This is a genomic window from Halobaculum sp. D14, from assembly GCF_051195135.1.
Taxonomy (GTDB): Archaea; Halobacteriota; Halobacteria; order Halobacteriales; family Haloferacaceae; genus JBNTKA01.
The window spans coordinates 857,810-881,724 of the sequence record NZ_JBNTKA010000002.1; the positions used below are offsets into that span (position 1 = coordinate 857,810).

The following is a 23,915-nucleotide window of genomic DNA, read 5'->3' on the forward strand; positions in this document are numbered from 1 at the left end:
ACCGTCCGACGGCACCTATTTGTGTGAGGCTGTACCAGGCGTAACCGACGGATGCAGAAGAACCCTGCGGCAGCGGCGTCCCGCGTCGCCTCGCTCGCACCGAGCGCCACGGCGACCCTCCGCGCCATCGGCGCGGCGGACGCGCTCGTCGGCGTCACCCACCACTGCGACGTCGACGCGGGCAGTCACAGCGACGTCGACGCGGGCGAGGACGCCGCCCGTGACGACGTCGCCCTCGACGCTGCAACCCACGGCGACCCCGACTCCGAACCCGAAATCGTCGGCGGCTGGCCGAACCCGGACCTCGACCGCGTCGCCGCGCTCGACCCGGACGCCGTCCTGACGTGCGACCCGCTGCAGCGCGACACCGCCGAGGCGCTCCGCGAGCGCGGCCTCCCGGTTCACCACGTCGAACCGACGCGGCTCCCGGCCGTGTTCGACGCCATCGAAGCCGTCGGCGCCGCGGTCGGCCGGCCCGACGCCGCCGCTGCCGTCGCCGCCGACTGTCGCCGCCGCGTCGACCGCGTCCGCGAGGCCGTCCCCGAAGACCCCGAGGAGCGCCCGGTGGTCTACTGCGAGGAGTGGAGCGACCCGCCGATGGCCGCCGGGAACTGGGTCCCGGACGCCGTCGAGGCCGCCGGCGGCCGGTCCCCGTTCGTCGACGCCGGCGACCGGAGCCGCGAGGTGGACGAGCAGGAGGTGCTCGACGCCGACCCGGCGTACGGCGTCATCCACGTCTGCGGCCGCGGGGCGCAGTCCGACCCGGCGACGTTCGACGAACGCGGCTGGGACGTCGACGCCGAGGTCCACGTCGTCGACGACACGCTGTTGAACCAGCCGAGCCCGCGGCTCGTCGACGGCATCGAGGAACTGGCGCGCATCCTCCACGGCGTCGACCCCGACGGCGTCGACCCGAACGTCGACGATTACGACGGCTGATCGCTCGCCGCCGATTCCGTCCGGGACCGCAAGGGACTCGTCGCCGCCGACGCACCACCGCCCATGCGAATCGGTGTCGGCTCCGGGAACCCGGTGAAGCGAGACGCGACGGTGCAGGCCGTCGAGGCTGCCGACGACGACGTTTCGGCGGCCGCGACGGTCGAAGCGTGCCCAGTTCCGTCGGGCGTATCAGAACAGCCGACCGGCCACGGCGAGACCCGCCGCGGCGCCCGCAACCGCGCCGAAGCCGTGGTCGAAGAGGGGTACGACGTCGGCGTCGGCATCGAAGGCGGCGTCGCCGAATACGCGGGCGTCGGCGGCGACGCGGGCGGCGGTGCCGACCGGCGGGGCGCCGACGCGCCGCTGTTTCTCGTGATGTGGGCGGCGGTCACCGACGGCGACCGCTGGGGCGACGGCACCGGGCCGAGCCTCGTCCTCCCGGCCGGAATCGCGGACCGGGTCCGCGGCGGCGAGGAACTCGGCCCGGTGATGGACGACGTGCTCGGCGAGTCCGACGTCGCGAAGAACCAGGGCGCCGCCGGCGCGCTCACCGGCGGCCGCGTCGACCGCGCGGACGCGCTCGCCGCGGCCGTCTCCGGCGCCCTCGGCCCGTTCGTCACCGACCTGTACGACGACTAGCGCGACCGGCCGTCCGCCACACGCCGACCGCGACGAACCGACCGCGACGCGCCGACCGGGTCCGTCGTTCTCCTCCCTGTCGCCCAGGTCGCCTCCGACGCCTCAGTCGTCGCCCGACGGCTCGAGTTCGGCGGCGTCGACGTCCTCGTCGAACTCCTCGGTTTCGTCGACGGCGGCGGTGAGCGAGACGTTCAGGCCGAGCATCGACGCGACGCCGCCGACGACCGTGACGGCGTTCTTGACGGCGTGGTCGAGGACGGCTGCGGCGAACGCGACGGGCGCGGCGACGCCGCCGAGCGCGACGACGAACGCCGTGAACGCGGCCTCGTACAGGCCGATTCCGCCGGGCGTGAGCGGCAGCACCTTCGCGAGGTTGCCGACGGAGACGGCGAAGAAGCCGACGGCGACGAGCTGCACCGTAGTCATCGCGGCCGCGGCGTCGGGGAACGCGGCGAGCACGAGCAGCGCGGTGACGACGTCGAGCGTCCAGACGACGACGCTGGCGCCGCCGACGCGGAGGAACGAGCCGCGGCGGCCGGCGACGGTCTGGACGCCGGCAACGAACTCCTCGACGACGCCGACGACGTAGTCGACGTACGAGTCCGAGGAGAACCGGGAGACGACGTCGCGGACGAAGTTCCGGTCCGTGCGGGCGGAGGCGACGATGACCAGCAGGCCGACCGCGGCGGCGACGCCGACCGCGGCGGCGACCCGGACGGCGGTGCGGACCGCGCCGGGGGTCACGACGCCGCCGCCGGCGACGTTCCCGGAGACCGCGGCCGCGAGGTCGCCGGCACCGCCGGTGACGAGCAGCCCGACGAGCACGGCGCCGGCCATCCCGGTGATGGTGAGCAGGTCGAACACCCGTTCGGCGGCGAGCGACGCGAACCCGGTCGGGTACGGGATGCCGCGGCGCGCCTTCACGACGTACGCGCGGACCGCGTCGCCGGCGCGCGCCGGGAACACGAGGTTCCCGGTCTGGCTGATGAAGACGGCGCCGGTGAGAAACACGGCGGACTCGCGGTAGCCGAGCTCCGAGAGGATGTCGCGGTACCGGAGTCCGCGGAGCGGCCACGAGACGGCGTACACGACCGCCGCCGCCGCGACCAGCGTCAGGTCGGCGTCGCGGAACGCCGCGAGCACGTCCGACGGGTCGAGATACAGCGTCATCAGCGCGAGCGCGACGAGCGTCAGCGCGATGCCGGCGCCGACGGTGCGCCGCCGCGTGATGCGCGGCGACACCGACAGCTGCCACCACAGCCGCAGAATCTGACTGCCCATCCCGAAGACGTCGCGGACGAGGTCGACCTTCGAGTCGCCCTTCGGCGTCCAGTCGACCGCGAACTCCTCGACGTCGAGGCCGGTGCGCTGGGCGCGCACCAGCAGTTCGGTGTCCCAGAACCAGTGGTCGTCTTCGACGTCGTCTTTCAGCTGCTCGAACGCCTCGCGAGACAGCGCCTTGAAGCCGCACTGGTGGTCGCGCAGGTCGGACCGCAGCACGGTCCGCACGAGGAGGTTGTAGCCGCGCGACGGGACGCCGCGTTTCGCGGGGCGGTCGGCGACGTTCTCCGGCATCCACCGCGACCCGGTGGCGACGTCCGCGCCGCCGCGGACCCGGTCCACCAGCTCCTCCAGGTGTTTCAGGTCTGTCGCGAGGTCCGTGTCGAAGTAGACCAGTACGTCGCCGGCGGCCCGCTCGAACGCGAACTCCAGCGCGCCGCCGCGGCCGAGCCGCCGGTCGCTGTGGAAGTGCTTGACGCGGCTGTCCTCGTCGGCCAGGCGGTCCGCAATTTCGGGCGTCCGGTCTTCGCAGCCGTCCTCGGCGACGATGACCTCGAAGTCGTCGTCCGCGAGGAACGACGACAGCGTCTCGACGGTCCGCCGAACCGTCTCCTCGATGGTGGCCTCCTCGTTGTAAGCCGGCAGGACGACGCTGACCGAGACGGCGCCCGTTGCCGCGTCGGACCCACCGACCCCCGCGGCGCCCGTTGCCGCGTCGGACCCACCGACCCCCGCGGCGCCCGTTGCCGCGTCGGACCCACCGACCCCCGCGGCGCCCGTTGCCGCGTCGGACCCACTGACTCCGGTGGGGTCGTCGTCCTCGCCGCGCGTCCGACTCATTAGCCCAAACAGGCCGTCCGCCGCGTAAGTACCTTCTGTCATCGGGCAGTCGCCGTACTCCACGGACACCCGGAGGCGACGCGGCGTGTTTGACGACTGTACCCCCGCGGAAGCCCCAGGCCCGCCCCGCGCCGACGAACACCGCGAAAACCGCGGGACGGCGGCGTGTTAACTCGGTGTACCAAACCCCCTATATCGGTGAGGCGCCTCCGAACGAGTATGAGCGCCATCGGAGTTTCGGACGTCGTCGACGCGGACGCGGCAGACGCAGCGGTCGACGCCGCGGCGAACCTGAACGACAAGCAGGTCCGCATCCTCGGCTACCTCCGCGACAACGTCGGCCAGCAGACGTACTTCAAGTCCCGGCTCATCGCCGAGGACCTCGGCATGACCGCGAAGGAGGTCGGCGCGAACATGACTGCCATCTGCGAGAGCGACGTCGACGTCGACGTCGAAAAGTGGGGGTACAGCTCCGGCACCACTTGGATGGTGACGGCGTGAGCCGCTACCGGTCGTAGCTGATGAACTGCGCGGCGTCGTCCGCGAACGCCACGGCGTCCGCGCCGAACGAGTCCGCATAGCGCACGACCAGCGAAATCACGGTCTCCGGCTGAACGACCCGGTAGCCGTCGTTGCGGTCGAGCAGCCCCGCCGCGTCCAGTTCGCCGACGTAGTTCGAGACGGTCGCCCGCGACACGTCGAGCGCGCGCGCCACGTCGGCGCCGGAGGCCGACGGGTCGCGGAGCAGTTCGAGCAGCAGGCCGCGGGCGGTGTCGCGGCGGAGGTAGCCGAGCGCGCGCTTCTCGAAGCCCGTGAACCGGTCGGCCGGGTAGAACCGCCGGTAGTCGCCGTCCTTGAACGACGACACCTCGCCGTCGGACTCCAGCCGCCGGAGGTGGTGTTGGGCCTCGCCGGTCCCGAGTTTCAGGTCGTCGCGGAGCTTCGAGAAGTGCGCGCCGGGCGTCGTCGAGAGGTAGCCGCGGATGGCGTCCCTGACCGCCGAGTCGTCCCCGTCGTCGGCGGCGGCCCGGCCGCTCGCCACCAGCGGCGTCGCCGCACCGAGCGCCGCGAACCGGCGGAGCGTCGCGCGCTTGTCCGCGTCCACCTCGCGTGTCACAGCCTCACGTAGCGATGTGCGAGAGAAAAGGGTTCCGTTCACGCGACCCGCCGAACCGCGGAGGCCCGGCGTCAGCCCTACTCCGTCTCGGTTTCCGTCTCCGCGTCGTCGTCGCCGCCGGTGCTGCCGTCGACGACCTCGTCGGCTGACTTGATGTCGCGTTTGTCCTCGGCGTCCGCGCTCGCGATGACCTCGTCGGCGGACTTGATGTCCTCCGTGATGTCGCCAGACTTCACGGCCTCGGCCTCCTGTTCGAGCTGCTCGGTGTCCATCTCGGCCGCCTCGTCTATCTGGCCGAGAATCTCCTCGATGTCGTCGAGCCCGAGCATCTCGCGGGTCTCCTCGTCGAACTCCAGCGAGTCGAGCCCCTCGGACTCCTGGACGTCGCTGCCGGTGAGCTGCTTGCCGTACCGGCCGACGAGGCTGGTGAGCTCCTGGGGCAGCACGAACGTCGTGGACTCGCCGTGCCCGATGCTTTCGAGCGTCTCCATCCCCTTCTCGATGATGGCGCGCTCACCCATCGACTCGGCGGACTTCGCGCGCAGCACCGTCGAAATCGCGTCGCCCTGCGCCTCCAGAATCTGGCTCTGCTTTTCACCCTGCGCGCGGATGATGTTCGACTGCTTCTCCCCTTCGGCGGACTCGACGGCGGAGCGGCGCTCCCCCTGCGCCTCCAGAATCATGGCGCGGCGGCGGCGCTCCGCGGACGTCTGCTGCTCCATCGCCTGCTGGACGTCCTGGCTCGGATTGACCTCCCGGACCTCGACGCTCTCCACGCGAATCCCCCACTCGTCGGTCGGCTCGTCGAGCTCCTTCCGGATGCGGGCGTTGATCTCCTGGCGCTTGTTCAGCGTGTCGTCGAGCTCCATGTCGCCGAGCACCGCGCGCAGCGTCGTCTGCGCGAGGTTCGACACCGCGGTCTTGTAGTCTTCGACCTCCAGGAACGCCTTCTTCGCGTCCATCACCTTGATGTAGACGACGGCGTCGGCCGTCACCGGCGAGTTGTCGCGGGTGATGGCCTCCTGCCGCGGCACGTCGAGCGTCTGCGTCCGCATGTCGAACGTGTACGTCCGCGAGACGAACGGCGGCACGATGTTGATGCCCGGTTCGAGCAGCTTCCGGTACTCGCCGAACACCGTCAGCGCCTTCTTCTCGTAGGCGTCGACGATGACGATTGCCTGATACACCGCGACGATGACCACCAGCAGGAACAGCAGTCCGACCAGCGCCGCCCCGAGTTCGGCGGCCTGGAGTGGTACGGGAACCATGCGTACGACGTTCAGCGCTCACGGCTTAAGCGTTCGGTCGGTGATAGGAAGCGGCCGGGCGCCGGCGGCTACTCGCGCTCCAGTTCCCGCTCCGCGTCGACGTCGTTGTGCGCCGCGCTGTCGCTGTCCGCGTCGGCGTTGCTGTCCGCGTCAGTGTCGCTGTCCGCGTCGGCGTTGCCGTCCGCGTCGACGTCGTTCTCCGCGTCGGCGTCGCCCTCCGCGTCGGAGTCGCGGTCGCCGTCGCGTTCCTCGTCGCGGCGGCTTCGTTCCCGTGCGAGTTCGCGGTCGATGTCGTCGACGCCGCCGGCGAGCGACTCCACGGTGACGACGTTACCGCCGCCGGGGTCGACGACCATCACCTCCTCGCCCTCCGGGATTTCGCCGTCGACGCTGCGGGCGGAGTAGTACGGGCTGAAGCCGCCGTCGTCGAGTTTCACCTGGCCGCCGGTCGGCGTGACGGTCTCGGTGACCCGGCCGGTCGCTCCCCGCAGCGACCCCGAATCCGACGTCTGCGCCTGCCCCTTCCCGCCGTAGACGTCGAGTTCGCGGTAGCCGTAGAAGGCGAGCGCGCCGAACACGAGCACCAGCAGGCCGAGCACGAACGGCCCGGCGACCGGGCCGAGCAGCAGCCCGACGAGGCCGGCGGCGAGCAGCGCGACGCCGACGACGACGAGGTGTGCGCCCGGCGCCAGCGCCTCCAGGATGGAGACGACGAGTCCGGCGGCGACGAGGAGCAGCGGCAGCGTTTCGGGGCCGAGCGGGCCGCTCTGCAGCAGCGTTCCGGCGACGGCGGCGAGCGGCGACTGGTCAGCCATACCCGGCGTTGGGGGGACCGGCTACAAAAGCGTGGCCGACGCGAACAGCAGCAGCGTGCCGAGCACGCCGACCGCGACGAACACGGCGTTCTCCGCGCTGATGGACTCCGGCTCTATCGGCTCCGGCTCCCGGCCGACGATGCCGTTCTCGCCGACGTCTTCCACCGAGAACCGCCAGTCGCCGTCGTCGTCGCGGTCGTCGCGGCGTTCACTCATGGCAGAGTCTTGCGCGGCGACCGGTAAAGACGTGTCGGGGAGCGGAACGGAGGGACTGCGCGGCGGTCGGGAGGTGTGCGGCGGGTGGCCGCGCGGCGGTCGGGGGACGGCGGCTCCGTCTGCCTGGCTGGCGGTTCAGCGTTTCCGGGCGGCGGTCGTCACGTCGCCCTCGTAGACGACGCCGCGCTCGGCGTCGAGCGTGACGACGGTTCCGTCGGCGAGGTCGTCCGGAAGCGGGGCGCCCGACACCATCGGGACGCCGACTTCGCGGGCGACGACGGCGGGGTAGCCGGTCATGCCGCTGCGGGCGTCGACGATGCCGCCGAGTTTCGACGTGTCGCCGCGGAACTCGGCGTCGAAGCCGCTCGGAAGGTAGGCGATGCCGCCGGCCGGGAACTCCGTGAGGTCGCCGTCGTCGACGCGGACGAGCGGGCCGGCCGCGCGGCCGCCGACGACGTGCCGGCCGGTCGCGACGGTTTCGGCGGCGACGTGGAGTTTCAGCGTGTTCGTCGTGTTCGTCCCCTCCAGTTCCGTCATCATGCCGGAGAGCACGACGAGCGTGTCGCCGGAGTCGGCGGCGCCGGTTTCGAGCGCAGCGGAGACGGCGTTGTCCATCACCTGCTCCATGCCGGCGGCGTAGTCGGCGTACACCGACTGGACGCCCCACGACAGCGCGAGCTGCCGGCGGACCCGGTCGCTCGGCGTCGTCGCGACGACGGGGACGGCCGGCCGGAACTTCGCGGTCTTCCGCGCCGTGTAGCCGGATTCGCTGGCGGCGACCACCGCGGCGGCGTCGGTGTCGCGGGCGAGGTAGCGCGCAGAGCGGGCGAGCGCCTCGGTCCGGGAGTCCTCGTCGGCGAACGGGACGCGGCTCTCGCGGGTCTCGTCGTACTCGTCGCTGTTCTCGACCTGTCGGACGATGCGGTCCATCGTCTCGACGACGCGGACCGGGTGGTCACCGACCGCGGTTTCCCCGGAGAGCATGACGGCGTCCGTCCCGTCGAGCACCGCGTTCGCGACGTCCGAGGCCTCCGCGCGGGTCGGGCGTCGGGCGCGCACCATCGAGTCGAGCATCTCGGTCGCCGTGATGACGGGCGTCCCGGTCTCGACGCAGGTCCGGATGATGCGTTTTTGAATCATCGGGACGTCCTCCAGCGGGCACTCGACGCCGAGGTCGCCGCGGGCGACCATGACGCCGTAGGCGGCGTCGACGATGCCGTCGAGGTTCTCGACGGCGCCGGCGCGCTCGATTTTCGCGACGATGGGGATGTCGCCGGCGTCGCGCGCCTCCAGCGCGTCCGCGACGGCGTAGACGTCCTCGGCGTCCCGGACGAACGACGCGGCGACGAAGTCGACGTGTTTCTCGGCGGCGAGGTCGAGTTCGGCCTCGTCGGCGTCCGTGATGGTGTCGAGGCCGAGGTCGACGCCGGGGATGTTGACGCCCTTCCGGGAGCCGAGTTCGCCGCCGGAGTTGACGTGCGCGACGACGCCGTCGTCGGTGACTTCTCGGACGGTGGCTTCGATGCGGCCGTCGTCGAGCAGCACGGTGTCGCCGGGGCCCGCGGCGTCGATGGCGTGGCTGACGCCGACGCGGTCCGGCGTGGCGGTGTCGGCCTCGACGAAGACGACCTCGGAGTCGGTTTCGAGCCGGATCGGCTCGTCGATTTCGGCGGTGCGGACCTCCGGCCCCTGCAGGTCGAGCATCGCGGCCAGCGGGCGGTCCGAGGCGTCGTCGACGGCGCTGATGCGGTCGATGACGTCGCCGCGGTGGTCGGTGTCGCCGTGGCTGGCGTTCAACCGTGCGACAGACATGCCGGCGTCGGCCAGCGACCGAATCGCGTCGCGGTCGTCGGAGGCGGGGCCGAGCGTACAGACGATTTTCGCTCGTCGCATTCTTGGCGGGACCTTCCCGCCGCGCCGCCTTAAAGGTGCGACGACTGGACTCGGAACCGAGTGAATCGAGGAGCGTCGAGGAACCCGGCCCGGTTACTTCTCGATGATGGACTCCTCGACGGCTTCGCCGAAGTGGCGCGCGACGTCCTCGTAGTAGACGAGCACCTCGTCGCCTTCGGCGAGGTCGGTGACGGCCTTCCGGCCCGTCTCGGTGGCGACTTTCACGGTTTCGGCGTTCTGGATGAGCGTCTCGATGCGGTCGACGCCGTCGGCGGTTTCGACTTCGGCCTGCACCCGGAACATCGGGCGCTTCTCGATTTTCACGCGGCCGACGATGGCCTCGCGGGTCTTCCCGTTCGTGTCGGCGACCTGGACCTCGTCGCCGGACTGGAGCTCCGAGAGGTACTTGGTGCCGCCGTCGGGGGTGCGGACGTAGGCGTGGACGGCGCCGGCGTTCACGCGGAACGGCCGGGAGGCGACGTACGGCGAGTCCGCGGTTTCGGCGTGCACGAAGAACAGGCCGCGGCTCATCGACCCGACCAGCATCCCTTCGTCGTGGTCCATGATGCTGCCGGTGTCGACGCAGACGCGGTCGGCGGAGCCGGTCCGTTCGACGGCGGTGACGGTGGCGTACCGAAGGTCGAGCGTCTCGCGTTCGGCCTCGTCGCGGACGTCGACGGTCGACCGGATCTCGTCGGGGTCGTCGGTGTCGAGCAGGACGCCCTCGGCGCCGTGTTCGAGCGTCTCGAAGGCGGTGCGGGCCTCCTCGGCGGCGGTGACGCCGGCGATGAGCGTGGTGTCCTCGCCGATGCGGGCGATGAGGTTCTCCAGCGGGATTATCTGCCAGTTCTCGCCGACCGTGATGAGGAAGTCGGCGTCGCGGGCGGCCTCCTCGGCGAACGCCTCGTAGTCCTCGTCGAAGATGCGGACGTACGCGCCCTGCGCGCGGTTGTCGTCGCGGCGGAGCGTCGTCAGGTCGGCGGAGCCGGAGAAGTCGGAGGGGAGGTCGACGGTGCCGTCGCCTTCGCCGTCCTTCCCGACGATGTAGGCGTCGGCGGTGGCGTCGTCGCCGGGTTCGCCGTCTTCCGCTTCGCCGATGACGTCGACGTCGGCGTCGGAGCGGAACGCCGCGACGTTGACGTCGCCGAGTTCGCGGACCTTCGCGACGTCGCGCTCGTCGACGAGCACCCAGTCGACGCCGGCTTCGAGGCCGGCGGTGATTCGTCGCTTTCGCTGCTCCCAGTCGCCTACGCCGTCGTCGGCACGAAGCCAGACGCTCCGCTTTCCTGTCATTGTGCCACCTCACACGTGGTGTGCGCTTCAAGTTGGCGGATACGTCAACGCCGCGCGGTAGCGGTGCGGCCGCGGTGCTGCGGCGGTGCTGAGACGGGGCGGTACTGTGGGCGTCGGTACTGCGCGGCGGTGCTGCGGCGGGGAGGTACTGTGGCGGCTTACAGCACCTGCCAGCCGCCGTCGACGTACAGCATCGCGCCGGTGACGTAGCCGGCGTCGTCGCTGGCGAGGAACAGCGTCGGCCCGCCGATGTCTTCGGGGAGGCCGGCGCGGTCGAGCGGCACCGGCTTGATGAAGTCGCCTTCGCGGGCGCCTTCGATGGCGCCTTCGGTCCAGCCCTCGAAGAACTCGGTCGCGATCTGGCCGGGCGCGACGGCGTTCACGCGGATGTCGTACTCGGCGAGTTCGAGGGCGGCGCCGCGGGTCAGCATTCGGATGGCGCCTTTCGAGGCGTCGTAGTGCACCTGGTCGTGTTGGGCGTGGCTGGCGCTGATGGAGGCGATGTTGACGATGGACCCGGGCTGGTTCCGTTCGACCATGTCGCGGGCGGCGGCCTGCAGCGCCGTGAAGTAGCCGCGGACGTTCACCGACAGCAGCCGGTCGAGTTCGTCCGGCTCCAGTTCCAGCAGCGGCTCGGAGAAGTAGATGGCGGCGTTGTTGACGAGGACGTCGACGCCGCCGAACTCGCGGGCGCCGCGGACGACGGACTCGACCTGTTCGGGGTCGGAGACGTCGGTTTCGACGAACTCGGCGCGGCCGCCGGCCGCCTCGATGCGTTCGTGCGTCGGCGTCGTCTCGTTTTCGTCTTTCGGCGTCTCGCGCTCGTCGGCGTTCACGACGACGGCGCCGGCGTCGCCGAACCGCTCCGCGATTGCGCGGCCGATGCCGGAGCTGCCGCCGGTCACGACGACCGTCTCGTCCGTGAAGTCGTACGTCGCGTCTCCCATGGCTGGCGCTGCGACCGCGCGGCTGAAACGGTTGGTGGCCGCCGGCGCCGGCCGCCCGGTCCGCGACGCGCCTCGCCCTCCCCGGCCGACTCCCTCGGCGCTCTGCGCCTCGGTCGCCCCTCGCGCGCTCGCGGCCGCGACGCAGCACGGCCGCCGCGCGCCGAACCGGCTTCCTCGGGTCGTTGTCGTCGCTGTGGAGTTAGCGTCGTCGTTGCTCTCGGAGTTAGCGTCGTCGTTGCTCTCGGAGTTAGCTTCGTCGTTACTGTCGCGGTCGGGGTCGGCGTCGCGTTCGAGAAGAGCGCCGGGGTCGTCGCGGCGGGCTTAGAGGCCGGCGAGGTGGAGTGCGTCTTCGGCGTCGGCGTCGTCGTGGACGACGGCGGAGACGGCGCGGGCGATGGCTTCGGGGTCGTCGTGCTGGAAGATGCTGCGGCCCATCGAGACGCCTGCGGCGCCGGCGTCCATCGCGCCGCGGACGTCTTCGAGCGTCCGCCGGTCGCCCGACGGGGACCCGCCGGCGATGATGACGGGGAGCCGCGTCGCCTCGACGACGTGCCGGAAGCTGTCCGCGTCGCCGGAGTAGGCGGTTTTCACGACGTCGGCGCCGCACTCCTCGGCGATGCGGACAGCGTGGCCGAGGTACTCGGCGTCGTGTTCGGGGTCGTCGCCCTCGAGGTTCTCGCCGCGGGCGTACGCCATCGCCATCGTCGGGACGCCGTAGTCGCCGGCGTCTTCGGTGAGCTGGGAGAGCTGTTCGAGCTGCTTCGGCTCGTAGGCGGAGCCGACGTTGATGTGCATCGAGACGGCGTCGGCGCCGGCGCGCAGCGCGCCCTTCACGGTGCCGGTCATCCGTTTGTCGTTGGAGTCCGGGCCGACGACCGTGGAGCCGTTCAGGTGGACGACGTAGCCGGCGCCGTTCAGGTTCGGGTGGACGCGCGGCGCGACGCCCTTCTGGGTGAGGACGGCGTCGGCGCCGCCGCGGGTGACGGCGTCGACGGTGCCTTCGAGGTCTTTCAGCCCGGTTACGGGGCCGAGCGTGACGCCGTGGTCCATCGGGACCATGAGGATGCGGTCGTCTGTGGAGATGCGGTCGAGTCGAGCGGCGAGTCCTGCGTGTTCCATGAGTGTGTGGGAGTCTGCCAAGGGCGTGGAAAGCGTTTGCGGACGATTCAGTTTGAAGAGCGTTCCGGTGCCGGCTGTCGTCGCTCGTAGCCGCGCACCGCGCCCGCCTTCAGTTCGCGCGCCAGTTCCTCCAGCCGGTCGGCCACCTCGTCGACGGGCAGGTCGGATTCGACGCCCTCCGCGACGACGTCGACGAGCGCGGAGCCGACGATGACGCCGTCGGCGCCGGCTTCGACGACCTCGGCGGCCTGCTCGCCGGAGGCGATGCCGAACCCGACCGCCTTCGGCAGGTCGACGTCCGACAGCCGGTCGAGCGACGCCGCGGTCCGGTCGGAGACGGACGACTGCGCGCCGGTGACGCCGAGCCGCGCCTGCACGTACAGGTAGCCGGAGGCGACCTCGACGAGGCGGTCCAGCCGGTCGCCCTCGGTGGTCGGCGCGACGATGGAGACGAGGTCGAGACCGAACTCGTCGCAGGCGTCCCGCAGCGGCCCGGCCTCCTCCGCGGGGAGGTCCGGGACGACGAACCCGGAGAGCCCGACGTCCGCCGCCTTCTCGACGAACGGCCGCGGCCCGGTGACATCGTCTGCCGCGTCGCCGGCCGTCTCCCCGTCCGCGTCGCCGGCTGCGTCCGGCGGCCGGTACTGGTAGATGAGGTTGTAGTACGTCATGCAGACGAGCGGCACGTCGACGTCGAGGTCCTCGACGAACTCGAAGAACCGGTCGGGCGTCATGCCGGCTTCGAGCGACCGGACGACGGCCTCCTGAATCGTCGGGCCCTCCGCGATGGGCTCGGAGAACGGCAGCCCCAGTTCGATGACGTCGGCGCCGCCGCGTTCGAGCGCCTCGACGTACTCCAGCGACGACTCGTAGTCCGGGTCGCCGACGGCGAGGTACGGGATGAACGCGGGGCCGTCGGCGAACGCCTCGGCGAGGTCGCTCATAGCCCACCCTCGAACATGCTCATGTCCGGCGCGTTCGGGACGTCGCGTTCGGCGGTCTCTTCGATGACGGCTTCGAGGTCCTTGTCGCCGCGGCCGGACACCGTGACGACCACGAGGTCGCCGAGTTCGTCGCCGCGCTCGTGGAGGTGAGCCAGCGCGTGCGCGCTTTCGAGCGCCGGAATGATGCCTTCCTCCTGGCTGAGCCGGTGGAACGCTTCGAGCGCCGCGTCGTCGTCGACGGTCGCGGTCGTGACGCGGCCCTCGTCGACGAGGTGGGCGAGCTCCGGGCCGACGCCGGCGTAGTCGAGCCCCGACGACACCGAGTGCGACTCGACGATCTGGCCGGCTGCGTCCTGCAGCAGCTTCGTCCGGGCGCCGTGCAGCACGCCCTCCGAGCCGGTCGACAGCGACGCGGAGTGCGGCGCGACGCCGGCCTCCTCGTCGACGTCGAGCGAGGCGCCGCCGGCTTCGACCGCGACGAGGTCGACGTCGCCGTCGGGGACGTAGCTGTGGAACGACCCCATCGTGTTCGACCCGCCGCCGGCGCAGGCGACGACCGAGTCAGGGAGCCGGTCCGCGTGCTGCTGAATCTGCCGCCGGGACTCCTCGGAGATGAGCGCCTGGAAGTCCCGGACCATCCGCGGGAACGGGTGCGGGCCGACGACGGAGCCGATGACGTAGTGGGTGTCCTCGACGTTCGTCGCCCAGTCGCGCATCGTCTCCGAGATGGCCTCCTTCAGCGTGCCGCGCCCCGTCGACACCGGGTTCACGTCGGCGCCGTTGATCTTCATCCGGAAGACGTTCGGGCGCTGCCGATTGATGTCGCGTTCGCCCATGTACACCTCGCAGGGCACGTCGAGGTGGGCGGCCGCCATCGCCGTCGCGGTGCCGTGCTGGCCGGCGCCGGTCTCCGCGATGACGCGGTCTTTCCCCATGTACTTCGCGAGCAGCACCTGCCCGAGCGCGTTGTTCAGTTTGTGCGCGCCGCCGTGAACGAGGTCTTCGCGCTTCAGGTACACCTCGGTGCCGTACCGTTCGGAGAGCCGCTCCGCGCGCTGGAGCGGCGTCGGCCGGCCGCCGAAGTCCGCGATGCGGCGCCGGAACTCGTCCATGAAGCCGTCCTCGTTGTTGAGGACGTAGCGCTCGTAGGCGTCCGTCAGCTCCTCGATCGCCGGCATCAGCGCCTCCGGGACGTATTGGCCGCCGTACTCCCCGAACTTTCCGTCGCCGGCGCGGACGCGGTCGCCGCCGCGGTCCGGGTCGCTGACGTCGTCGCTGCTCATGACTGTGTCTCCTGTTCCGCGGCGGTAAAGCGTCGGGTGTTCGCGCGAACGTCACCGGCTCCGTCGGCGTCGGCGTCGGCGTCGGCGTCGGGAGCCATGATTGCGGAGCCGATGAGGAGCGCGTCGGCGCCGGCGCGCCGCATCCGCCGGGCGTCGGCCGGCGACGTGATACCGGACTCCGCGACGAGCGTGACGTCGTCGGGGACCTCCGGGGCGACCGTCTCGAACGTCCCGAGGTTCACCTCCAGTTCGGCGAGGTCGCGGTTGTTCACGCCGACGAGGTCCGCGCCGGCGTCCAGCGCCGCCGCCAGTTCGGCGTCGTCGTGGACCTCGACGAGCGGCTGGAAGCCGCGGTCTTCGGCGGCCGCGACCAGGTCGGCGAGGTCGTCGCCGACGAACCGGGCGATGAGCAGGACGGCGTCCGCGGCGACGGCGTCGAGCTGGGCCTCGCGCACGACGAAGTCCTTCCGCAGCACCGGGACGTCGACGGCGTCGCGCACCCGTTCGAGCGTCCCGGTGGCGCCGCCGAAGTACTCCGGCTCCGTCAGGACGGAGAGCGCGGCGGCGCCGCCGGCCACCATCTCCTCGGCGAGTTCGACCGGGTCGTCCTCGCGGACGCCGTCGGTGGTCGGGCTGGTCGGCTTGATTTCGGCGATGACCGGGACGCGGCCGTCGGCTTCGGCCTCGTCGAACGCCGCCGGGAGCGATTCGGCGTCGACCGAGACCCGCCCGTCGCCGCCGTCGCGCGCCTCGGCGGCGTCGAGGATGGAGCGCACCGCGGGCGCCAACTCCTCACGTGATGTGTTCATCCGTGTTCATTGATGGTCACTTCCGTACAAAAGAGTTGCGTCGCCGGTGGCCGCGGTCGCCGCCGCCGAGTACCGCAGTTTGAAGCGTTCGGCGGGCGACCGTCCAGCCATGACCGACGCACTGGGCGGCGACTCGGGCGTCTACGCGCGTCGCTCCGAGCGGCTCGGCCGCGTCGTCGAGGTGGGCGTGGCGAGCGGCCGCGTCCTGTCCGTCTCGTTCCCCGACGACCTCCCCGAGGACGCCGAGCGGGAGCACGAACTGCTGGACCGGCTGTTCGACTACTTCGACGGCGCCGAGGACGACTTCGACGACGTGCCGCTCGCCATCACCGTGCCGACGGCGCAGCGGAACGTCCTCGACGCGCTCCAGTCGGTGCCGTACGGCGACACCGTCTCGCTCGGCCTGCTGGTCCGGATGACGACCGGGCTGGACCACGAGGACGACGCCGACCGCGAGACCGCACGGGAGGCGCTCCGCGAGAATCCCGTGCCCGTGTTCGTCCCCGACCACCGCGTCAGCGACGCGGAGGGAGCAACGCCGCCGGACGTCGCGGCGACGCTGCGCGACGTCGAATCGGAGCCGTAGCAGCGGGCGCGGCCGGGTCGCCGGCTGGTGCCGGCTCAGGCGCCGTCGGCGCGGACGAGGAAGTAGACGACCGCGAGCGCGAACAGCGCTTCGCCCGCGGTTTCGAGCGCGCCGACGCCGACGCGGACGCCGCCGAGTTTGCCGGCGCCGGCCAGCAGGAACAGCGCCGCGTTGCCGAGCGCTCCGGGCTCCGTCGGCCGGGTGTGGCGCCACATGGTGCGCTGGCTCGCGACGATGCCGACCGCGAGCATCGCACAGCCCGCGAGGAACGCCGTCGAGTAGGTGCCGAGGTACCAGCCGCGCGCGCCGACGCCGACGACCGCCGCCGCGAGGACGCCGGCGCCGACGGACGGGACGGTCACGCCGCTCGTCGAACGAGTCGCCATACCGTCCCGTCGGGCGGTTACCGCCCTAAGCGTGACGGGAAATCGCACGACGGGCGTCTGACGACCGTCGACTCGCTGCCAGTTTCCGGCGGGACACCGGTGCCCTCGCTCCGCCCTCGGCTACTCGCCCGGGGCGAGCGCTTCGTGCACCACGAACTCGGCGGCGTTGACGACGTAGTGAGCGACCGCGACGGCGAACAGGCTCCCGGTGGCGACGTAGGCCGCGCCGAGCGCGACGCCGAGCAGCCCGGTGACGACGATGCCGGCGCGGCCCTGCGCGCCGTGGCCGGCCGCGAACGCCGCCGCGGACCCGGCGACGAGCAGCCACGTCGGGACGCCGAACCCGGCCGACAGCGCGCCGACGAGCACGGCGCGGAACAGGAACTCCTCGAAGACGGCGACCGACGGCAGCACGACGAGCAGCAGCGCCGCCCAGCCGACGGCGCGCTCCGGCGTCATCGCCGCCCGAAGCGACTCGTCCGGCCGAACCCCGAACCGGGTCGTGACCCGGCCGGCGGCTTCGTTGCCGGCGGCCAGCGCCGCGCCGACGGCCACGCCGACGAGAAGCGACTCCGGTGAGGCGACCGGCGAAAGCCCGAGCGCCGACGGCGGAACGGCGGTCCACCACGCCGCCGCGGCGACGACGCTCCCGAACAGCCCGTTCGAGACGACGACGTTCGCGTACACCGCGGCCGTCGAGAGCGCGCCGACCCCGGCTCGGCTGGCGCCTGGCGTCGTCGACGGCGCCGCGTCCGCCTGCTGGCTTCGCTCCACTGACTCCGCGGGCTCCGTCGAGCCCGCGGATTCCGGCCGCCGGTCGTCGGTGCCAGCACCCCACACCCACTCGTCCGCCGCGAACGCCGACGCCGCCTCGGCGTCGTCGCTGTGTCCCTCGGCGTCGTGTCCATCGGCGCCGCCGACGCTCTCGTCGAACCGGTCGGTGTCGACGTCGCGGCCGCTGTTCGGTGCTGTCAGGAGGTCGGCGGAGCGTCGCGTGAGAACGAGGAGGACCGCGAGGACGACGCCCACGACCGCCGCGAACGTCGTCCAGTCGGTCACGCGTCTGCGCTACTGCGGGCTCGGGTTCGACGCGCCCGGGCCGGTTTCGCCGGGTTCGCTGGCCTTCTCCAGCGCCGACCCGGTGATGCTCTTCAGGCGGTCGACGAGCGAGTCCTTCTCGGGTTCGCCTTCGAGCGCGATGTCGAGCACCTCGCTGATGTGCGACACCGGGATGATTTCGACCATCTCCTTGTACTCGTCTTCGATCATCACGTCCTGCTCGTTGGCGGCCGGGATGATGACGCGGTCACAGCCCGCCTTCGCGGCGGCCTCGATCTTGTGGGTGACGCCGCCGACCGGGAGCACGTCGCCGCGGACCGACAGCGAGCCGGTCATCGCGAGGCTCTGGTCGACGCCGACGTTCTCCAGCGCGGAGATGACGGCGGTCGCGACCGTGATGGACGCGGAGTCGCCGTCGACGCCCTGCTGGCCGGTCTGGACGAACTGGATGTGGATGTCCTTCTCGGAGATGTTCTCGTCGGAGAACTTCTTGATGATGGCGGAGACGTTCTGCACGGCCTCCTCCGCGATCTCCTGGAGCTGCCCCGTCGCGATGATCTCGCCGGGGCCCTGACTCGGCGTCACTTCGGCCATGACGGGCAGCATGATGCCGGAGTCCTCGCCCATGACGGCGAGCCCGTTCACGCGGCCGACCTCGTACCCCTCGGACACCTGGAGTTCGTAGTCCTTGCGGCGCTCGATGAAGTCGTCCGCGAGCTGCTGTTCGATGGACCGGCTGCGGCCCTTCGCCTGCAGCACGTGCTCGCGGGTCGTCCGCTCGGCGTCCTCGCCGCGGGCGATGTCGCCCGAGACGCGGACCAGCCCGCCGAGGTTCCGGAGCTTCAGCGTGAGGTGGCCCTTCCGGCCGGCGCGGCGACGAGCCTCGAGGATGACCTCCTCGATGGCGTCGCGGTCGAACTCGGGGAGCCGGCCGTCCTTCGCGACCTCCTGGGCCACGAAGCGCGCGTACTTCCGGCGCATCTCCGGGGTATCCTCGATGGTGTCGTCCATGTACACCTCGTAGCCGTACCCCTTGATGCGCGAGCGCAGCGCCGGGTGCATGTTCTCCATCGCGTCGAGGTTGCCGGCGGCGACCATGACGAAGTCCGTCGGCACCGGCTCGGTCTGCACCATCGCGCCCGAGGAGCGCTCGGACTGGCCGGTGATGGAGAACGCGCCCTCCTGGATCGCGGTCATCAGCTTCTGCTGGGACCGGATGTCGAGGGTGTTGATCTCGTCGATGAACAGCACGCCCTTGTTCGCCTTGTGGATGGCGCCGGCCTCGACGCGGTCGTGGCTCGGCGTCTCCATCCCGCCGGACTGGAACGGGTCGTGCCGGACGTCGCCGAGCAGCGCACCGGCGTGCGCGCCCGTCGCGTCCTCGAACGGCGCCGACGTGACGTCGGCGTTGTTCACCAGCAGGTTCGGAATCATCGCGTCCGAGCCGCGGGAACTGTACCGCACGGCGAGGTAGATGACGCCGGCGGCGAGAATGCCGAGCAGCACGTTCCCGACGACCAAGAACGCGTAGCCGACGACGGCGAGGATGATGATCCACATCAGGAAGGTCCGCATCTGGTTGCGCTTGCGGGCCTCCTCCCGGTGGGCTTCGACGATCTGTTCGCCCTTCCCGGACGGGACGGTCCGGACCTTCGGGTTGTTGCCGTCGTCCGGGTTGTGGTACACCAGGACGTCCTGGAGTTCCTCCGGCGGCAGCAGTTCGGCCATCGCCTTCGCCAGCATCGACTTCCCGGTCCCCGGCGAGCCGATCATCATGACGTGGCGGCGCTGCTTCGCCGCCTTCATCACGACGTCGCGGGCGTGTTCCTGCCCGATCACCTGGTCGACGAGCCGCTCGGGCACGTCGATGTCGCCGGTCGAGCCGATCTGGAGGCCGCCGAGGAGGTCGTCTTCTGCGGCCTCCTCGTCGATTTCGGCGTCGATTTCAACGTCACTCCCGAGGTCTTCGATGGCGGCGTCCTGCTCAGACGGGTCGTTCGACGTCCCGACGGAGGAGTCGCCCGCGGCACCGTTGGACCCGGGGTCGTCGACGACGGGGACGTCGTCGACCTGGTCCCCGTCGCGACTGTCGTTGCGGTCGTTGCTCATAGAATCGTTGCTACCGAATCCGACGGCCCGTGAACTGATATACTTTCTCCCCCCGTGTCGACGCCGTACCCGAGCGTGGACGGCTGAATCAGCCGGTCTCGCGGCCGACCGGCCCCGGTGAGACGACTCGCCGGGCTTATAAACGACGGCCGCGAACCGGCTGCGTAATGCGGGGGTTCTACATCGGGCGGTTCCAGCCGTACCACAACGGCCACCACCACATGGTGGAGGAGATCGCCGACGACGTCGACGAGCTGGTGCTCGGCATCGGCTCCGCCGGCGACAGCCACACGCAGCGAAACCCGTTCACGGCCGGCGAACGCATCATGATGGTGACGAAGTCAGTCGCGCAGTTCGACCTGCCGACGTACGTCGTCCCCATCGAGGACCTCGAACGGAACTCGGTCTGGGTGAGCCACGTCCAGTCGATGTGCCCCGAGTTCGACGTCGCCTACTCGAACAACCCCCTCGTGGTCCAGCTGTTCAACGAAGCCGGCGTCGAAGTCCGGTCGTCGCCGATGTTCCGCCGCGACGTCCTGGAGGGCAGCGAGCTCCGCGACCGCATGATTCACGGCGGCGGCTGGGAGACGCTGGTCCCCGACGAGGTCGTCGAGGTCGTCGAGGAGGTCGGCGGCGTCGAACGCATCCGGCGGGTCGCCTCCTCGGACGCCAACGGCACCGAGTCGTACACCGGCGAGCAGTCCACGCTCGACGCGGAGTAGCCGCGGAGCCGCCGAAGCGGAGCGCGGCGCGGTGACCCCGAGAGGCGGCGGTGCGGAGCGCCGCGTGGCCCGGCGTCAAAGCACGATTCTCGCGACGGCTGCTTCCCCGGTCAGCAGCGCGTTGTACGCGACGGTGAGCGTGACGCCGACGCAGAACAGCGCCGCCGGGACCGGCAGCGCGGAGCCGGCCAACCGAATCACGGCTTGGCCGGCGAGCAGCGTGCCGAGCGTCGACGCGACGTGGACGGTGGAGACGACGGCGAGCGGCCGGTCGCTCACGTCCGTCTCGCCGAGCAGGCCGTCGAACGCGACCGCGGCCAGCACGGCGAACCCACAGACTGCGCCGCCGACGAACCCGACGACGCCGAGGACCGACGGCACGCCGAACGCCCGGATGGCGAGCGCGCCGACGCCCCACGTCGTCAGCGAGTAGCCGTACGCCTCCGATTCGGCGGCGAGTTTCCGCGCGAGCCGTCGTCGCGGTGCGTCGGCGGGCATCCGTCCGGTCGATTAGAGCATTCCGCGGACGTCGTTTTCGATCATCTCGACCTCCTCCTGGAGCAGTTCGCGCTCGAAGTACAGCAGCTCGACGCCGATGACGAACACGCCGAGCACGCACACCATCACGAACGTCTCGAACTCCGCGTCGTACAGGTGATACAGCATCACCGGGACGAAGCCGACGGAGCCGACGGTGCCGACGAGCGGCGGCACCGGGTTGACGTGGTCGACGTCGCGGTGCCGGACGGCGAGCGCGCTCATGCCGCCGAACACGACGATGAACGAGACGGACGCGAAGCTCGTGATGGCGTCGAGGCTCCCCCACGCCGTCAGCAGCGCCGTCACGCCGCCGAGCGCGAGCAGCGTCCGCTCGGGGACGCCGTCGGCGCCGCCGTCGCCGATTCGGTCGGGGAGCAGGTCGCGCGACAGCAGCCCCTTCGCGAAGTGCCCCGCCGAGAACAGCGTGGCGTTGATGGCGGAGCCGGTCGACAGCAGCGCGGACAGCGAGATGACAATGGCGGCGGTGCCGCCGAGGCCGAGCGGCGACGCCATCGTCGCGGCCGCGTTCTTCAGCGCCGTGTGCGGGTGGTGTGCGAGCGCCGTCGGCGCGAGGTTGTACGTCGCGACCGCGACGACGACGTAGATGGCGACGGCGACGGGAATCGAGATGTACACCGCCTTCCTGATGGTGTCGACCGGGTCGGCGATGGTCTCCTGGTCGTAAAACAGGAGCTGCCACCCCTGGAAGGCGACGAACGAGACGCCGGCCGCCATCACCGGCCCGAACGACGTGAGGTTCGACAGGCCCATGTGCACCGGGTCGGGCGACGCCGTGAGCGCGTACGCGATGCCGCCGACGCCGAACGCGACGAGCACCGCGATTTTCCCGACGACGAGGACGTTCTCCGTGGTGCCGGTGGCGCGAGCCCCGAGCAGGTTCAGCGCGACGAAGCCGACGACCGCCGCCACGGAGATGACGGGGCGCAGCGGGAGGCCCGCGGCGGACTCGGGGACGCCGGGGAGCGTCGTCGCGAACTCCGCGAACGCGAACGCGTACATCGCCATCGAGCCGACGTAGCCGAACAGCAGCGTCCAGCCGACGACGCCGGCGAGCGTCGTGTTCCCGGTGAAACACTGGACGAACGAGACGGAGCCGCCGCGCTGGTCCTTCTCCTCGTCCATCACGCGGTTCAGCACGATGTACGAGTAGCCCGCACACAGCGCGACGACGCCGGCGAGCACGAACGCGAACCACGTCGCCGCGCCGGTGATGCGGGTGACGACGCCGAGGACGGCGTAGATGCCGCCGCCGATCATGCCGCCCAGCGCGATGGAGACGCTCTCCGTGAGGCCGAGGTGCTCACCGTCGGGCATACGACGAGTCAGTAGTGGTCGCCGTCAGAAAAGACGTGTGGCCCAGAAAAGGTCAGGACGGCTGCGGGCAAGCCGCCCGGTCCGCGCCGCCCCAGTCTTCCCCACTTCGTCCGGGTCCGCTCCGGTCCGTCCCGCTTTGCCCGTCTCGTGGCGCGCGGTTCTCAGTTCGCCTTCGCCGCGATGACGTCGTCGATGCGGAGAATCATCGTCGCGGCCTCGGTCGCGGATTCGAGCGCCTCGCGCTTCACCGCCGCGGGGTCGTAGACGCCGGCCGCGGCCGGGTCGTCGATGCGGCCGACGCCGGTGTCGACGAGGACGCCGGCGGTGCCGTCGGCGTCGAACATCGCGCGGAGGTCGACCAGCGCGTCGATGGGGTCCATGCCGGCGTTCGCGGCGAGCGTCCGCGGCAGCGCGTCCACGGCGTCGGCGAACGCCTCGACGGCGAGCGCCTTCCGGCCGGTGACGGCGTTCGCGCCGTCCCGCACCCGGTCGGACACCGCGACTTCGACGGCGCCGGCGCCCGGAACCACGTCGCCCTCCTCGTAGGCGGCGGTCACGACGCCGAGCGCGTCGTCGATGGCGCGCTCCAGTTCGTCGACGACGTGGTCGGTGCCGCCGCGGACGAACAGCGTCACGGTCCGGGAGTCGTCGCTGCCGGAGAGGAACGTCAGGTCGTCGCCGCCGACGGCCTCGACGCGCACCTCGCCGGCCGTCCCGAGGTCGCTCGCCTCCAGGTCCGCGACGGCCCCGAGCCGCTTCGCGCCGGTCGCGCGAGCGAACGCGCGGGCCTCGGACTTCGAGACGTTCGAGAACGCCAGGATTCCCTCGTCGGCGAGGTGAGCCGCGACGCGGTCTTCGATCTTCTTCGAGCAGACCACGACGTCGGCGCCGGCGTCGGCGATGCCGCGGGCGATTGCGCGCCGCTCGTCGTCTTCGGCCTGCAGCGCGGCGTCGAGCTGGTCGACGGACGTGATGGTGTACTCGGAGTCGACGTCGCCGGTGCGGACGTCGAGTTTCACGTCGAGGACGGCGACCGATGCGTCGGTGACGGTCCGCGGCATGTTCCCGTTCACCGGCTCCTTCTCCAGGATGACGCCGGGGACGACGGACGTCGACGCGGCCGACGCGCCGGTCTTGGTGAACACGCGGACGTCGTCGCGGTCGACGCGGCCGTCGCGGGCGACCTGCAGCACCGCCTCGACGACGAGGTCGGCGAGCCGGTCGGCGGTGAGGTCGCCGGTGCCTTTCCCGGTCATCGCGGACTCGGCGACGGCCCGCAGCATCGTCTCGTCGACGTCGCCGTCGACGGTCATGCCGTCGACCGCGTCGAGCGCGAGCCGCAGCGCCTCGTAGTACCCTTCGACGATTGCCGTCGGGTGGACGTCGTCGGCGAGCAGGTCCTCGGCGCGCGCGAGCAGTTGGCCGGCGAGCACCGCGGCCGTCGTCGTCCCGTCGCCGACTTCGGCCTCCTGCGTCTCGGCGACCTCGACGAGCATCTGCGCCGCCGGGTGCTCGATGTCCATCTCCGTCAGGATGGTCGCGCCGTCGTTCGTGACGACGACGTCGCCGGTGGAGTCGACCAGCATCTTGTCCATGCCGCGCGGCCCGAGCGTGGTTCGCACGGCGTTCGCGACCGCGCGGCCCGCCGCGATGTTCGACTGCTGGGCGTCGCCGCCGCGGGTCCGCTGGCTGCCCTCCGCGAGAATGTACAGTGGTTGCTGGTGAATGTACGCCATGATACTCGAAGACCAGTATGGATGCGGTTCTATATGAAG

General features: G+C 71.2%; 23 protein-coding genes. 5 read left to right on the forward strand and 18 right to left on the reverse strand.

Annotated elements, in window-relative coordinates:
* Positions 1–51 precede the first annotated feature (51 nt).
* Together ACQUST_RS10215 and ACQUST_RS10220 are read left to right on the forward strand one after the other, a co-directional pair.
* A complete protein-coding gene (locus ACQUST_RS10215; RefSeq protein WP_435127893.1) occupies positions 52–939 on the forward strand; it encodes a helical backbone metal receptor in 888 nt (295 codons plus the stop codon).
* A gap of 63 nt (positions 940–1,002) precedes the next feature.
* Positions 1,003–1,578, forward strand: a complete 576-nt coding sequence (locus ACQUST_RS10220; protein ID WP_435127895.1) for a DUF84 family protein — start codon at positions 1,003–1,005, stop codon at positions 1,576–1,578.
* Positions 1,579–1,680: 102 nt separating this feature from the next.
* On the opposite strand, the gene ACQUST_RS10225 is transcribed toward ACQUST_RS10220, so the two are convergent.
* Complete coding sequence (locus ACQUST_RS10225; RefSeq protein WP_435127897.1) at positions 1,681–3,699, reverse strand: flippase-like domain-containing protein; 2,019 nt, start codon at positions 3,697–3,699, stop codon at positions 1,681–1,683.
* 219 nt (positions 3,700–3,918) lie between these two features.
* Between ACQUST_RS10225 and ACQUST_RS10230 the strand changes: the two genes are divergently transcribed.
* Positions 3,919–4,200 carry a DUF7123 family protein gene (locus ACQUST_RS10230; RefSeq protein ID WP_435127899.1) on the forward strand — a complete coding sequence of 94 codons (282 nt, stop codon included), beginning with the start codon at positions 3,919–3,921 and terminating at the stop codon, positions 4,198–4,200.
* A gap of 4 nt (positions 4,201–4,204) precedes the next feature.
* Here ACQUST_RS10230 and ACQUST_RS10235 read toward each other — a convergent pair whose 3' ends face one another.
* The 11 genes from ACQUST_RS10235 to trpC form a co-directional block, all read right to left on the reverse strand.
* A complete protein-coding gene (locus ACQUST_RS10235) occupies positions 4,205–4,816 on the reverse strand; it encodes a winged helix-turn-helix transcriptional regulator (protein WP_435127901.1) in 612 nt (203 codons plus the stop codon).
* Between the two features lie 77 nt (positions 4,817–4,893).
* Positions 4,894–6,084: an SPFH domain-containing protein gene (locus ACQUST_RS10240; protein WP_435127903.1), complete on the reverse strand. Its 1,191-nt coding sequence runs from the start codon at positions 6,082–6,084 to the stop codon at positions 4,894–4,896.
* A gap of 68 nt (positions 6,085–6,152) precedes the next feature.
* The gene (locus ACQUST_RS10245) at positions 6,153–6,899 is read right to left on the reverse strand and encodes an NfeD family protein (protein ID WP_435127905.1); all 747 of its coding nucleotides are present in this window, start codon (positions 6,897–6,899) and stop codon (positions 6,153–6,155) included.
* Positions 6,900–6,920: 21 nt separating this feature from the next.
* Positions 6,921–7,115 carry a DUF7312 domain-containing protein gene (locus ACQUST_RS10250; protein WP_435127907.1) on the reverse strand — a complete coding sequence of 65 codons (195 nt, stop codon included), beginning with the start codon at positions 7,113–7,115 and terminating at the stop codon, positions 6,921–6,923.
* 135 nt (positions 7,116–7,250) lie between these two features.
* Positions 7,251–9,008, reverse strand: a complete 1,758-nt coding sequence (pyk, locus tag ACQUST_RS10255; protein ID WP_435127909.1) for a pyruvate kinase — start codon at positions 9,006–9,008, stop codon at positions 7,251–7,253.
* Between the two features lie 93 nt (positions 9,009–9,101).
* Positions 9,102–10,301 (reverse strand): 3-dehydroquinate synthase II, encoded by a 1,200-nt coding sequence (locus tag ACQUST_RS10260; protein WP_435127911.1) that lies wholly within the window; start codon positions 10,299–10,301, stop codon positions 9,102–9,104.
* Positions 10,302–10,459: 158 nt separating this feature from the next.
* Entirely contained in the window at positions 10,460–11,248 is a 789-nt protein-coding gene (locus ACQUST_RS10265; RefSeq protein ID WP_435127913.1) for an SDR family NAD(P)-dependent oxidoreductase, read from the reverse strand.
* Positions 11,249–11,569: 321 nt separating this feature from the next.
* The gene (locus ACQUST_RS10270; RefSeq protein WP_435127915.1) at positions 11,570–12,367 is read right to left on the reverse strand and encodes a 2-amino-3,7-dideoxy-D-threo-hept-6-ulosonate synthase; all 798 of its coding nucleotides are present in this window, start codon (positions 12,365–12,367) and stop codon (positions 11,570–11,572) included.
* Between the two features lie 47 nt (positions 12,368–12,414).
* Positions 12,415–13,311 (reverse strand): tryptophan synthase subunit alpha, encoded by an 897-nt coding sequence (gene trpA, locus ACQUST_RS10275; protein WP_435127917.1) that lies wholly within the window; start codon positions 13,309–13,311, stop codon positions 12,415–12,417.
* Positions 13,308–14,594, reverse strand: coding sequence for a tryptophan synthase subunit beta (trpB, locus tag ACQUST_RS10280; protein ID WP_435127919.1), 1,287 nt, complete (start codon positions 14,592–14,594; stop codon positions 13,308–13,310). Before trpB ends, trpA begins: the two co-directional genes overlap by 4 nt.
* Positions 14,591–15,403 carry an indole-3-glycerol phosphate synthase gene (gene trpC, locus ACQUST_RS10285; protein ID WP_435127921.1) on the reverse strand — a complete coding sequence of 271 codons (813 nt, stop codon included), beginning with the start codon at positions 15,401–15,403 and terminating at the stop codon, positions 14,591–14,593. Before trpC ends, trpB begins: the two co-directional genes overlap by 4 nt.
* 109 nt (positions 15,404–15,512) lie before the next feature.
* Here trpC and ACQUST_RS10290 point away from each other — a divergent pair, with 109 nt between their 5' ends.
* Positions 15,513–15,989, forward strand: a complete 477-nt coding sequence (locus tag ACQUST_RS10290) for an MGMT family protein (RefSeq protein ID WP_435127923.1) — start codon at positions 15,513–15,515, stop codon at positions 15,987–15,989.
* A gap of 35 nt (positions 15,990–16,024) precedes the next feature.
* Here ACQUST_RS10290 and ACQUST_RS10295 read toward each other — a convergent pair whose 3' ends face one another.
* From ACQUST_RS10295 to lonB, 3 genes are all read right to left on the reverse strand, one after another.
* Positions 16,025–16,375, reverse strand: a complete 351-nt coding sequence (locus tag ACQUST_RS10295) for a hypothetical protein (protein ID WP_435127924.1) — start codon at positions 16,373–16,375, stop codon at positions 16,025–16,027.
* A 120-nt stretch (positions 16,376–16,495) separates the two neighbouring features.
* Entirely contained in the window at positions 16,496–17,434 is a 939-nt protein-coding gene (locus ACQUST_RS10300; protein ID WP_435127926.1) for a CPBP family intramembrane glutamic endopeptidase, read from the reverse strand.
* A 9-nt stretch (positions 17,435–17,443) separates the two neighbouring features.
* Complete coding sequence (lonB, locus tag ACQUST_RS10305; RefSeq protein WP_435127928.1) at positions 17,444–19,543, reverse strand: ATP-dependent protease LonB; 2,100 nt, start codon at positions 19,541–19,543, stop codon at positions 17,444–17,446.
* Between the two features lie 167 nt (positions 19,544–19,710).
* Here lonB and ACQUST_RS10310 point away from each other — a divergent pair, with 167 nt between their 5' ends.
* A complete protein-coding gene (locus ACQUST_RS10310; protein ID WP_435127930.1) occupies positions 19,711–20,265 on the forward strand; it encodes a nicotinamide-nucleotide adenylyltransferase in 555 nt (184 codons plus the stop codon).
* Positions 20,266–20,340: 75 nt separating this feature from the next.
* On the opposite strand, the gene ACQUST_RS10315 is transcribed toward ACQUST_RS10310, so the two are convergent.
* From ACQUST_RS10315 to thsA, 3 genes are all read right to left on the reverse strand, one after another.
* A complete protein-coding gene (locus ACQUST_RS10315; RefSeq protein ID WP_435127932.1) occupies positions 20,341–20,763 on the reverse strand; it encodes a hypothetical protein in 423 nt (140 codons plus the stop codon).
* A 12-nt stretch (positions 20,764–20,775) separates the two neighbouring features.
* Positions 20,776–22,140, reverse strand: a complete 1,365-nt coding sequence (locus tag ACQUST_RS10320; RefSeq protein ID WP_435127933.1) for an APC family permease — start codon at positions 22,138–22,140, stop codon at positions 20,776–20,778.
* Positions 22,141–22,301: 161 nt separating this feature from the next.
* Complete coding sequence (thsA, locus tag ACQUST_RS10325) at positions 22,302–23,876, reverse strand: thermosome subunit alpha (RefSeq protein WP_435127935.1); 1,575 nt, start codon at positions 23,874–23,876, stop codon at positions 22,302–22,304.
* Between the last annotated feature and the right edge of the window lie 39 nt (positions 23,877–23,915).